Annotated in this window: 12 protein-coding genes; 3 read left to right on the top strand and 9 right to left on the bottom strand. The window is 66.9% G+C overall.

Annotated elements, in window-relative coordinates; genetic code table 11:
- Positions 1–14: 14 nt before the first annotated feature.
- Positions 15–692 carry a TetR/AcrR family transcriptional regulator gene (locus PI246_RS04965; protein WP_320550173.1) on the bottom strand — a complete coding sequence of 226 codons (678 nt, stop codon included), beginning with the start codon at positions 690–692 and terminating at the stop codon, positions 15–17.
- A 65-nt stretch (positions 693–757) separates the two neighbouring features.
- Here PI246_RS04965 and PI246_RS04960 point away from each other — a divergent pair, with 65 nt between their 5' ends.
- The gene (locus tag PI246_RS04960; protein ID WP_320550172.1) at positions 758–1,885 is read left to right on the top strand and encodes an FAD-dependent oxidoreductase; all 1,128 of its coding nucleotides are present in this window, start codon (positions 758–760) and stop codon (positions 1,883–1,885) included.
- 29 nt (positions 1,886–1,914) lie between these two features.
- On the opposite strand, the gene tssA is transcribed toward PI246_RS04960, so the two are convergent.
- From tssA to PI246_RS04940, 4 genes are all read right to left on the bottom strand, one after another.
- Positions 1,915–3,102: a type VI secretion system protein TssA gene (tssA, locus tag PI246_RS04955; protein ID WP_320550171.1), complete on the bottom strand. Its 1,188-nt coding sequence runs from the start codon at positions 3,100–3,102 to the stop codon at positions 1,915–1,917.
- A gap of 109 nt (positions 3,103–3,211) precedes the next feature.
- Positions 3,212–3,481, bottom strand: a complete 270-nt coding sequence (locus PI246_RS04950; protein WP_320550170.1) for a hypothetical protein — start codon at positions 3,479–3,481, stop codon at positions 3,212–3,214.
- 290 nt (positions 3,482–3,771) lie between these two features.
- A complete protein-coding gene (locus PI246_RS04945; protein ID WP_320550169.1) occupies positions 3,772–4,776 on the bottom strand; it encodes an alginate lyase family protein in 1,005 nt (334 codons plus the stop codon).
- Between the two features lie 96 nt (positions 4,777–4,872).
- Complete coding sequence (locus tag PI246_RS04940) at positions 4,873–5,220, bottom strand: hypothetical protein (RefSeq protein ID WP_320550168.1); 348 nt, start codon at positions 5,218–5,220, stop codon at positions 4,873–4,875.
- Between the two features lie 146 nt (positions 5,221–5,366).
- On the opposite strand from PI246_RS04940, the gene PI246_RS04935 reads away from it, so the two are divergent.
- The gene (locus PI246_RS04935; RefSeq protein WP_320550167.1) at positions 5,367–5,705 is read left to right on the top strand and encodes a hypothetical protein; all 339 of its coding nucleotides are present in this window, start codon (positions 5,367–5,369) and stop codon (positions 5,703–5,705) included.
- Between the two features lie 6 nt (positions 5,706–5,711).
- Positions 5,712–5,885: a DUF2256 domain-containing protein gene (locus PI246_RS04930; protein WP_343218465.1), complete on the top strand. Its 174-nt coding sequence runs from the start codon at positions 5,712–5,714 to the stop codon at positions 5,883–5,885.
- Between the two features lie 92 nt (positions 5,886–5,977).
- Here the strand turns inward: PI246_RS04930 and PI246_RS04925 are convergent, their stop codons facing one another.
- From PI246_RS04925 to PI246_RS04910, 4 genes are all read right to left on the bottom strand, one after another.
- Entirely contained in the window at positions 5,978–8,398 is a 2,421-nt protein-coding gene (locus tag PI246_RS04925; protein WP_320550165.1) for a PAS domain-containing protein, read from the bottom strand.
- The gene (locus PI246_RS04920) at positions 8,391–8,849 is read right to left on the bottom strand and encodes a response regulator (RefSeq protein WP_320550164.1); all 459 of its coding nucleotides are present in this window, start codon (positions 8,847–8,849) and stop codon (positions 8,391–8,393) included. Before PI246_RS04920 ends, PI246_RS04925 begins: the two co-directional genes overlap by 8 nt.
- A 12-nt stretch (positions 8,850–8,861) precedes the next feature.
- Positions 8,862–11,081: an ATP-binding protein gene (locus PI246_RS04915; protein ID WP_320550163.1), complete on the bottom strand. Its 2,220-nt coding sequence runs from the start codon at positions 11,079–11,081 to the stop codon at positions 8,862–8,864.
- A 187-nt stretch (positions 11,082–11,268) separates the two neighbouring features.
- Positions 11,269–12,006 carry an AraC family transcriptional regulator gene (locus PI246_RS04910; protein ID WP_320550162.1) on the bottom strand — a complete coding sequence of 246 codons (738 nt, stop codon included), beginning with the start codon at positions 12,004–12,006 and terminating at the stop codon, positions 11,269–11,271.
- Positions 12,007–12,123 lie beyond the last annotated feature (117 nt).

Raw genomic sequence — 12,123 nt, 5'->3', positions numbered from 1 at the left:
GCGGCGAACGGCGTTCACGAACCGCGCCGTTTCTGGATGCCGTCGAGAATGAGGTCCACGCCGGCGAGAAAATCGTCAAGATCGTCGTGAGCCGCGACGACCGCGGCCATGCGGCGCACGAAGGGATACTCGCCCGGGTCCAGCCTTGACCACGCCTCGGCGATGTCGTCGAGAAAGGCGCTGCGCCGCAGTTTGTGCGTCCGCGCAAACTGCGCATTCGCCGCGTTCTGCCCGGCCACGCCCACGATATAACTCAACAGCGCGTTGGCCGTCGGCCACAGCTGCCCTTCGGGCACATCCAGGGCCACGAGCGGTTGCCCCAGGTGCTCGAGTAGGCGAATGGCCGGCGGCTCGGCCGGCGCCCTCGCGAGGACCGGTCCCACCCAGGCATGGCGGTCCATGATGCCGAAGACAGCCAACGCCACGGCACGCAGTCGATCGACCGGTGTCGTACCGTGCGCGCCGTCGATCAGGGCCCGGGACATCACGGCGTCACAGGCCGCCTTGATGAGGTCCGCCTTGTTGGCGACATACCAGTAGATGGCGCCCGGGCCCGTGGCGAGCCGTTCCGACAGGGCACGAAAGGTCAGACCCGATTCGCCGGCGGCATCCAGCAAGGCGATAGCGGCATCGACGATGCGGTCCTTGGATAACGCGTCGTCGCGTCGTGAGGGAGGCGAGGTGTTGGCCATGGGCACATGTTGACACACCTGGAACACCATTCCACAATCATGGAACGCCATTCCACAGACAACCCATGACCTCGTCCCTTGCCATCGTCGGTGCAGGCCTCGGCGGCCTGATGCTCGCCCGCGTGCTCCATGTTCACGGCATCCCTTCGGTGATCTACGAAGCCGACGCGTCGGCGGACGTCCGCTCCCAGGGAGGCATGCTCGATATCCACGAGAGCGACGGCCAGGTGGCCCTGAAGGCCGCCGGTCTCTATGAGGGCTTCCGCAAGCTCGTGCATCCCGGCGGTGAAGCCACCCGCGTGATGGCACCGGATGGCCGCCTGCTGCATGACGAAGCGGACGACGGCAAGGGGGGCCGCCCGGAGGTTCCCCGAGGCGAACTACGCCGTCTGCTGCTGGCATCGCTGCCTGAGGGCACGATCGCGTGGGGCAAAAAACTCGTGGGGACGGCCGCGCAAGCCGACGGTAGTCATGCGTTGCGCTTTGCCGACGGCACGAGCGCGACCGCGCGCCTGCTGGTCGGCGCGGACGGCGCGTGGTCGCGCGTGCGCCCTCATCTCACCGATGCCACGCCGGTGTACGCCGGCTACGCGTTCGTGGAGACATGGCTCCACGACGTGGACCGTCGCCATCCGGGCCCGGCGGCGACCGTCGGGGGCGGGTCGTTCTTCGCGACATCCCCCGGCAAAGGCATCTTCGCCCATCGCGAGCCCGGCAACGTGATCCATGCCTATATCGCCGTGTGTCGTCCGGCCGAATGGTTCGATGACATCGACGTCGGCTCGGTGCGGACCGGCACGCCACGCATCGCCGCGGAGTTCGACGGGTGGGCGCCGGCGTTGCGTGCCCTGATCGCCGATAGCGACGCCGCACCGGTGCTTCGTCGCATCCATGCCTTGCCCGTCGATCTGCGCTGGCCGCGCAAGCCGGGCGTGACGTTACTCGGCGACGCGGCGCATCTGATGCCGCCCTCCGGCGAAGGGGCCAATCTCGCGATGGACGACGGCGCCAGGCTCGCCGTCGCCATCGCCACCCACGGCGACCGCGTCGAGGATGCCCTTGGCGCCTACGAGTCGGCGATGTTTGTGCGGGCCGAAGCGGCGGCACGGGAGGCGCAAGCCCTCACGGCCCGCCTGCTCGGGACGGACGCCCCGCACGGCCTGCTTCGGATGTTCGGCCACGACCCGGCGTGATGCGTCGCGCCGCGAGCGATGCCGGACACTCAAGGCTCGGCGGACGCGTCCACGATACCGAGCACGTCGCGCATGTCGATGCGGCCGCCGCTCTTGACGACGACCTCATGGTAAAGCTCGGCGGAACTCATACCGCCCCATGCCACGGCCCGATGAATGAGATACGGCACGGGGCTGTGGGGTTCGATGCGGGCGAGAAGCCGGGCGATCTCGGCAAGCCTTTCGTAAGCCCGCTCACGCTCAGCCACCGGGTCGAACGCGTGGTCCCGGTCGCCATCGGCCATGCGTTCGCCTGGCGCTTCGGCGTGATCCGGTGCAGGCGCGCCATCGGTAGCGCCCGGGGCGTCGCCGGCCGACGACACCGCTACGGGTTCCGCTGGCACGAGAAGCGAGGGCGGGTGTACCTGCAGGCCACGCCGCGCCAGCTCTTCCTGCAAGGGCGCCTGCATGCGTTCGAGCAGGCCGCGCAGATGCGGCATCGACGGCATGCCCGATACCAGGGCTTGAATCGACTCGTCCAGGGCTGTTAGCGAGGCCCGGGCGATGTCAAGCACCGCCAGGCGCGCGCGCAACGCCTCTTCGGGCTGGCGGGCGAGCGCCTGGGCAAGTTCGGCAAGGCTGGGCGTATCGTCCTCGACATCGGCGCGTGTACCTCCCGCCGCGCGGATACGTTCGAGCCGATGTGCCATCTCCCAGGCCACCCAGGGGATGTCGCGACCGCCGTCGTTGAGCAACGGCGAAACCGCGATGGAACGGCCCAGCTTTTCGTCGATCCACAACATGACGTTGCCACGGGCTTCGAAGGTGCCGTCGTCGTCCGTCGGGTGGAGCAGATCCCCATCCCAGTAGCGCTCGCACAGTGCACGGATCAGCGCGAAGCACGGCGCGAGCGCATCCACGCCGCGCTGGTGGATCTCCGCTTCGAGCAGCCACGCGGCCAGCTGCAGGTCCTTTGAGTATTCCGCCAGCATGTGCGCCGCAACCAGGGAAACGCGAGGCCAGTTCGCCCGGCGCAGGTCGGCGCCCCAGGCTCCCATCGGCAGGTACATGTCGTCGCTGCGGCGGTCTTCCTGCAGCCGGCGGTAACCGGGCGACGAACGCAGGGGGATGCCAGCGGGCCGTTCGCCCGAAATGGGCTCGAGCATGCGTTGCAGCGAGACCTCCAGGTGGGTCTGGAAATAGCCTTGCTCGAAGGCCTCAGGTGAAAGGATGGGCATAGGTCAGGTCCTTGGGATGCGTCGCGACATGATCGCCTGCCCTGAAGCACCGAGCAGGCGCAGCGGCCGTGAGACTCGGGTAGCCGGAACACGGGCCGACCCGCGCAGACTACGTGGAAGCGGGCCGCACCGCGCCGTCGTCGTCCCCTTGGCCGGTCCGGCGTCGCCACACCGTGCGGTGGGAGGGCAAGTGTCGTTCGACGAGGCCATCGGCCTCGAGAAGCTCAAGCGCCTGTTGGGTAACGTCGAGGGTGTGCTCCGGCACATGCTCGGTAACCCACCATGCGTGGATACCTTCGACCGTATCCACCGCGCGGGGATGGATGGCCAGGTAGGCCCTGAGAACGTCGGCGACCTGGCGAACCAGCGATGTGGTCATGTTGCCTCGGCGGGAGGAGAAAGAAAGAAGGCGCGAGCCCCCGTCCATGCCATCGTGACGCCAGACATGCGTTATCGCGATGACGTGAGCGAGAGGACCATGGTGCTCGCCTGAGGCCAACGATTGCCACGGGTCGTGTCCTTTGGCGCCTGCGGCCGTTACGCCTGCACGTTCGCGCCGGGCGCTGTAAGGCCGCGGCGACCCGACGTGCGGGCGACGAACGCCGTTTACCTTGCCGAATAGGCGTCGTGCTTCGCGGTCGCGCCCGCCGCGGTGGGCGCCCCGCCCGCCTAACGCTCGCAGGGGCGCGCATACGCCCAGAGACTGTGCGGAGGTGTCGGCGACAGCGTGCGCGCCACCGCCGTGTAGCGCGGGTCGAGCAGGCTCGCCGTCCAGTAGAGGTTCTTCGCCGTCGTCGGGTCCCACGGCCCGGCGAACCCGGGCAGCCCGGCACGGGCACGCGCCGCGTCGAATGGCACCGAGGAATGCACGAACTCGTCGTGGTGCCGCTTGCCTTCGGCATACGGCAACAGCCAATCGAGGGCGGCGGCCAGGGTCTGCCCGTCACGCCCACGCAGGGTAAGCCAGTCGTCACCGCGGCGACGGGCCGCGACCGCCGCGAGGGTCAGCGGCTCGAGGTCGTAGGTGACGTAGTGCAGCGCGTCGCGCTCGCCGAAATCGATCACTTCGCCACCCGGCGTCACATTGATCGACAACTGCTGGACGAAAGCCGCCCTGGCACGACGAAACAACACGTCGTCATGAAGGGCGACGGACGCCAGCACGGCGAGCTTCACCCGATGGCTTTGCCAGTTGTTGGTCCAGACGCCGTGCGGGTCGCCGCGATGCGCGTCCATCTGGTCGAGGTAACCGGTGGCGAGACGACGCAGGAAATCGCGGGTCTGTCGTGCCACGTCGGGCGGAAGATCCGCCGCGGTCACGTCGTAGGCGGCGATGACGTCGCCGAAGCCTGTTTCGTCGATCGGGTCGAACGAGGGCTTGTAGGTTTGCGTCCAGGCGGAAAGATAGACCGCCAGGCGATCCAGCGAAGGCCGGTCTCCGCCGTCGCGCCAGGCCAGGGCAAGGTCGAGCATGTGGCTGAAGTCGCGCATCGCGGCCGCCGAACGGTCGTGGATGCCGGTGTGCGGCAGCGTGCCTTCGGTATGGATCACCGGCATGGCCTGCGGCGCGTCCGCAGGGGACGCGGCGGCGGCGCGCATGAGCGCCGCCGGGGTGGGTGCCGGGGCTGCGAGACAGGACGACGCGGTGGCGGCGGCGAGAAGGATGGCGAGCATGAAGGCCTGGATATCGTGTCGTGGGAAATCGCGAACAGGTAGCCGCCGGTGCGTGGTGCACCGGCGTTTCAAACGCCGATCGCAGGTCACCTGCGGTCAGTCGCGCGCCCAATACCCTTCATGCAGCCACCACTGGCCGTCGCGATGCTCCCAGTAGGCGTGGACATAGTGATGCCCGACGACGACGCGCTCCCAATGGCCGGGCACGCGGACGTAACGGTAACCATCCCAGCGCCAGTAGCCGTGGGCCCAGAACCAACCGTCACGCGGCGGCGGCACCACCTCCACGACCTCCGGTGGCGGTTCGTGGGTCACCCGCACCACATAGGTGGGCGGCGGTGGCTGTTCGACCACGACGACCCGTTCTCGGCGTGGAGGGAGCGGCGCGCACGCCGCGACGAGGGATATCAGGCACAGCGGGAGCAACCGGTTAAAAGAGCGCATGCAGGTCTCCTGAAGGTGACCGCATCTCATCTCACATGACTTTCACTTTGGTTTCGGCGGGCCAACTGCGGACTGAACCAGGCTCACTCAAGGAGCCTCCGTACAGGTTGGCGAACGTTTCACGACGTCGCGCCCAGAATGCGGCCATGACCCTCGCCTCCGGCCACCGCCATAGCTGCTCCTGCACGGCGGCCCAGGTCTGCCGCCGATGCGAGCAGGCCCGGGCCGCCGTGCTGCAGCGCATGACCGAACACACCATCGCCATGGCGTCGTCGGCGGCGCTGGGGGACTGGGCGCGGGTCAGCGCCCTGGCACGTGATCTGCGGGACCTCAGCTGGTCGGCCATGATGGCGTCGGCGGGGGCGACCGCGGGCGTGCTGGTGATGACCCTGCAGGATCGCTATGCGGACCGCTTCGATATCGACGTAGCGATGGATGCGGTGTTCGCCGAGGTGCATCGCGCGACGTCGCAGCAGGTCCGTTGATCTGCGATGGCGCGGATGCAGAAGAAGTCTGACCTGCCGACGAAGGTGTGTCCCCGCTGCGGTCGTCCGTTCACCTGGCGGCGCAAATGGGCAAGGGATTGGGAACAGGTGGTTTATTGCTCCGAGCGGTGCCGTCGGTCAAAAAGCACCCGTCCCGGTGCGGCGGACGAGGTTGGTTAGACGTAGTCGCGAGCACCCGTCCGATGGTGCGCTCTCGCGACAACCGATTGCATCGCGGTGGGTCCCGGCCTGCGCCGGGACGACGGCAACGCTCAACCGCCAGCGCGCGTCGCTTCTTTCGATCGCGCGGCCGCATCGAGCGACCGCTCAACCGCGTCGGACAGTTCCGTGCGGGTGAAGGGCTTGGCGAGGATGCCGGTACCACGCAGCTCCTTCTCGTTCGTCTCGATGTTGCGCGGGTAACCCGAGGTGAAAAGCACGGTCAGTTCGGGTTTCATCTGGCGGGCCCGCTGGGCGAGTTCCCAGCCGGCCATCCCGGGCATGACGACGTCGGAGAAGAGCAGGTCGATCTCGACGTCGGGACGGCCCAGCAGACGCAGCGCGGCGTGCCCGTCATGGGCTTCCAGCACCCGGTACCCCAAATCGCGAAGCACCTCCACGACGTAGGCCCGCACGTCATCGTTGTCCTCGGCCACCAGGATCGTGGCATCGCGATCGTTGCGGCCGGAAGACCGGCGAACGCCCTCCTCTTCCGCTGCGACGACCTGCGCGGAACGAGGGAAAAACATCGTGAACGAGGTACCCACGCCCACCGTCGATTCCAGTAGCACGTGGCCGTTCGACTGTTTGACAAACCCGTAGACCATCGGCAGGCCGAGGCCCGTGCCGCGACCGACCTCCTTGGTGGTGAAGAACGGTTCGAACACACGCGACATCGTTTCGGCGGACATGCCCTCCCCCGTGTCGCGCACGCGCACCAGCACGTAATCGCCCGGTTCGAGGCCGGGAAGGCGATCCGCGTCCGCACCGGACAAATGCGTGTTGCTCGTCTCGATCACCAACTCGCCGCCCGACGGCATGGCATCGCGCGCGTTGACGGCGAGGTTGAGGATCGACGCCTCGAGCTGGGCCGGATCGACCTCGACGCTCCACAGGGCGGGTGACGGCATCATCCGCAGCTGCACCAGCTCGCCCAGGGTGCGCTTGAGCATGTCCTGCATGTCGAGCAATTGGCGGTTGCAGTCGATCGCCTGCGTCTTGAGTGGCTGGCGGCGCGCGAACGCGAGCAGCCGATGCGTCAGTGACGCCGCGCTGGCGACGCCTTTCAACGCGTTGTCGAGCGCGCGCACCGCGCGATCGGTCGAACCCGGCGTGCCGACGAGCATCTTCGCCAGCTCCGCGCTGCCCGCGATGATGGTCAGGATGTTGTTGAAATCGTGCGCGATGCCACCGGTCAATTGACCGATCGCCTCGATTTTCTGCGACTGCCGCAACGCATGCTCGGCCTGACGGCGCGCGGTGGTTTCCACCGCCTCGACCACGATCGCATCCGGCGTGCCCGCCCCGTCTCGCAGGGGCCGCAGCGATACGTCGAAGAAGCGCATGCCGGTGGGCAGGTCCAGTTCCATCTCATGCTTGGAGGCACGGCCCTGGCTCGCGTCAGCGATCGCCTGCCGGATGGTCGCCCGCGCCCATTCCACCCGGGCGAACCAGGGCGAATCGGCAAGCCGCTGGCCGACCACATCGTCCTTGCCCAGGAGAATCGCGTTCAGCGACGCGGCGTTGGCATCGAGGATGCGTCCGGCGGGATCCAGCAGGATCTGCAACTGAAAGCTCGACTCGAAGATCGCCGCGAGCCGGCTCTGGCTGCCTTCCAGTTCGTCGGTCCGGGCTCGCACTTCGCGCTCCAGGCTACCGTTGGTTTCGCGCAGCGACAGCTCGGCGTGTTTCAGCTCGGTGATGTCACGGGCGAGCATGTAATACCCCACCACCTCACCCGACGCGTCGGCCTCGGGCACGCCGTCGATCTGGGCGTAGCGGACGGTGCCGTCCTGGTGGGTGGTCAGGGCCACTTCGAGCACGACACGCTGGCCGCGGATCACCCGCGCCAGGTCGGCGCGGATCGCTTCGAACGTCGCGGCGCCGAAGACCTCGGACACCGGCATGCCCACCAAAGCGTCGGGGCCGATGCCGAACCAGTGGGCGTGCGCGTCGTTGGCGAAACGATAGCGATGGTCGAGCCCGAAGTGCGCGATGAGCGCGGGCAACGCGTTCGCGAGCTGTTCCAGGCGGGCCAGGCTCTGCTGGAGATCGCTCTCGACCTGGGCGAGCTTCTTGCGCTCTTCGTTCTCGCGAAGGGCGCGAAGGATCGCGTCGGGCAGGCGCGGCAGGCGCTGCTTCACCACGTAATCGCGCGCGCCGCGCTTGAGCGATTCCACCGCCAGTTCGTCGGACAACGTGCCGGACACGAAGATGAAAGGCACTTCCGGCGCATCCGTCCGCGCCACTTCGAGCGCATCGTTGCCGTCGAAGCCACGCAAGAGGTGATCGGAGAGAATCACGTCGTGGCGGTGCTCGCGAATGGCGGCCTGGAAGGTTTCCAGCGTCCAGACGCGATCCATCGTGAAGGGGAGCCGTGCCGCCTTCAACTGGAGTTCGATCAACTCCGCATCGAGCGCACTGTCTTCCAGCAGCAGTACCCGGATGGCGTCGCCCACCGAAAGCTCAACCACGCGGACCACCGAGCACGGGCGGCGGCGGCTGATTGGTGATGCCCCAGAACATGCCCAGGCCCTGGATCGCCTCGAAGAATTCCTTGAAATCGACCGGCTTGACGACGAACGCGTTCACGCCCAGCTTGTAGCTGCGCAGTAGATCCTGCTCCTCCCGCGAGGAGGTCAGCATCACGATCGGCGTGCTACGCAGGTGTTCATCCTGCCGCACGGCCTCCAGCACCTCCAGGCCATTGACCTTGGGCAGCTTGAGGTCGAGCAACACCACCACCGGCCCCCCGTGATGCAGGTCGGCGAAAGCGCCTTCGCAACGGAGGTAGTCCAGCGCCTCCGCACCGTCGCGCACATGCACCACTTCGTTGAGAAGCTGGCATCGTTCCAGGGCCGCCATCGTCAACTCGGCGTCCTTGGGACTGTCTTCAACCAGAAGTATCGGTCTCAGGTCACGCACAAAAACCTCGTCTCAATGGGGTATGGAGAAATAAAACGCGGCGCCCTCGCCGACCCGACCCTCGGCCCAGATCCGGCCGCCGTGACGGGTCACGATGCGATGGACATGGGCCAGGCCGATGCCGGTACCTTCGTATTCTTCGACATGGTGAAGTCGCTGGAACACGCCGAACAGCTTGTCGACATAACGCATGTCGAACCCGCAGCCGTTGTCCCGGATGAAGAAGACATCCTCGGCATCGCCTGGCTCGTAGCCGATCCGGATCAACGGATCGGTCGCCTCACGGGTGAACTTGAGCGCGTTGGAGATGAGGTTCTGCCAGACCAGGCGGACCATGGCGGGATCGACACTGACGGTCGGCAACGGCGCGATGTCCCACGCGACCGCCCTGCCCCGGTACTCCATCTCCAGGCGCTGCCGCACGTCATCCACCAGGCCGCCCATCGCAATGGGCATGCGGCCCAGCGTCGAGCGACCGAGCTGCGAAAAGCTCAGCAGATCGTCGACGAGGGTGCCGGCGGATTTGGCCGACTCCACGATGGTGTCGAGGTAGCGGCGCTCGGTGCCGGTCAGGCGATCGTTCGCCGACGTGCCCAGCAGCTCGGAGTAGCCGACGATGTGCCGGAACGGCGCGCGCAGGTCATGGCTCACCGAGTAGGAGAAGGCTTCGAGCTCTTTGTTGGTGCGCACGAGCTGTTCGTTGACTTCGGCCAGTTCTTCCGCCTTGCGCAACACGATGTCGACGATGGCCACGCGCAGTTCCATGGCCGCATCCCGATCGACCGCGTCCCAGGGCACGGACCGATGCCGGACGGTTTCTTTCCAGATCTCGAACGACATGCGCGGCGACAACATGCCACCGACGTGGTCCTTGCGCGGATCGCCCCCCCAGCGCACCGTTCGCACGACCTCGGGCCGGAACCAGAGCAGGTAGCTGTCGTGGAGCTGCGAGATGGAAATGGCGAGTACGCCGCTGGCGACGCCGGAAAGATCCCTGAACTCGTTGGCCTCGGTCGGCAGACGCTCGGTGGCGTAAAGATCCTGGTTTTCGCGCAAGCGCGACACATAGCGCACGATCTCGGCGATCTGCGCATGTGACGGACATTCGCCGAAGCGCACGCAATCGTCGCGGCGCACGAGGGCCGCGCCGGTCGAGCGGGTGAGTTCGAGCAGGTGCCGCTGGTCTTTTTTCAGCGCTTCGACGAAATCGCCGTCGCCGCTCATGCGGCCAAGCAGGCGCATCTGCGTCGCACGGCGGCTGACCCGTTCTTCAACCATGGAGGCGCGCTCTTTCTGCGCGATCTGCAAGGCGAGGATCTGTCCGATGAACTCGCACGCGGTGCGCACGTGGTAAGGCACGCGCCGCGGGTCCTGGTGGTGGCACGAGATCAGGCCCCAGAGGCGCCCGTCGTGCACCAGCGATACCGACATCGACGAGCCCGTGCCCATGTTGCGCATGTAGCGCAGGTGCACCGGCGAGACGCTGCGCAGCGTCGCCAGGCTCAGGTCGGTCGGGGCGGCATCGACCCTGGCCGCACTGCGCAACAAAGGCACGCTCTGGTAATCGCAATCGGGGATGAGCCGGACGCGATTGCGCCGGTAGAGTTCGCGAGCCTGTGCCGGGATGTCGGATTCGGGAAAACGCAGGTCCAGGTAGGACGGCAGGCGCTCGTTTCGCGACTCGGCGATCACCGCACCGTTCCATTCCGCGTCGAATTGATACACGAGGGTGCGATCGAACCCGGTGAGCTCGCGAATGCGCTCCGCGCCCAACGCGCATAGCTCGGCGACGGTTTCGGCCTTCTCCAGGATCGTCATGAAATCGCGGATGGCCGGATACAGTTCTTCGAGCGTCGCCGGTTCATCGGCCAGCATCGCCTCCAGTTCGACGATCAACTCGCCGCCGCTGCGATGTGCCAGCCCGTGGAAGCGGCCGTGCCCGTCAATCTCGAAACGGCCAAGGTAACGCGGCGCGACGAGGTCGTCGCCCTGCAGCGACGACGCGCACGCCGACAGGACGCCGCCCAGCACGTCGCGAAGCGGATGATCCAGCGGATCGCCGAACGCCGCGAGCAGGTCGTCGTCGGCCACCGCGCGCTCGACGACCCGCATCGAGGAGGGATCGACCACCAACAGCACGCCGTAAGGCTGGATCGCACCGGGCGTGTGAATGGGCTCACGCGCGCAACTCGACAAATCCAGTCCATGCTCGGCACGGGGTTCTGCGGACATTCGTTACTCCGAGACAGTGCGAGATCACCCGACGCAGCCCCTTCGGCGCGTCCTGATGACTGATTTGCAAGGGAAAACACCCTTTCGGGGGTTGCAATCCGACCATTCTGCCGGAAATCGGGGTCAAACCCCAGCATTACGCGAATGAAATCGCGATCCATTTGTGAAGAAGGTCAATGACGTAGCGTCATGACGCATGCGGACGGCGGGACGCCAACACCTTGGGCTGCCCCATCGCCAGCGCGCGATATTTCGAGGGCGTCATGCCGACGGTGGCCTTGAACTGCCGGGAGAACGCGCTGTGGTCGGCGAACCCGCACGCCATGCCGATCGCGGCCATGCTCTCGTCGCCGTCGAGCTGCCGCATGGCCGCTTCGATACGCACCTTGGTGAGTACCTGCTGCGGCGTCAGCTGGAACACGCGGCGAAAATGCCGCTCCAATTGTGCCACCGACAGACCGGCCAGCTCGGCGAGCGTATGGACCCGGATCGTTTCGCCGTAGTGGGCCTGCATATGGGCCATGACACGGCGCAACCGATCGTACGTGGGGTGGCGCCCATCCGGCTGGCCCAGATCGCGCGAAATACCGACCACGCCGCGCACCTGGCCCCGTGACAGGAGCGGCCGCTTGCAGGTCAGGCACCAGCCCGGCGCGCGGTTGTTGAAGATATGCACCTCAAGCTGGTTTTCGATGACCTCGCCCGCCAGCACGCGGCGATCCTGCGCCGCGTAGGACCCACCCATCATCGCGGGGAACAATTCGGTGACGTCCCGGCCGATGATCTCGCTGCGTTGCGCCAGGCCCAACCGACGCACAAGGGTGAGGTTGGCGTGCGTGTAGCGGCCCTGGGTGTCCTTCACGAAGAACACCACGTCAGGCAAGGCGTCGAACAGCGGCTCCAGTTCGTCGGCGGAAATCTTCATGTCGTCGGGCGTGTGCGGTGGACCCCTGAGGGCGAAGGCCGGGCATGCCCGGGTCGGTGCCACGCCGCGCAGGGGCAAAAAGCGGCGGCGCCGGACCTTACGGGCGCGGCCACGATT

This window comes from Luteibacter sahnii, from assembly GCF_034063545.1.
Lineage (GTDB): Bacteria > Pseudomonadota > Gammaproteobacteria > Xanthomonadales > Rhodanobacteraceae > Luteibacter > Luteibacter sahnii.
This window is presented reverse-complemented; position numbering and strand designations above follow the sequence as displayed.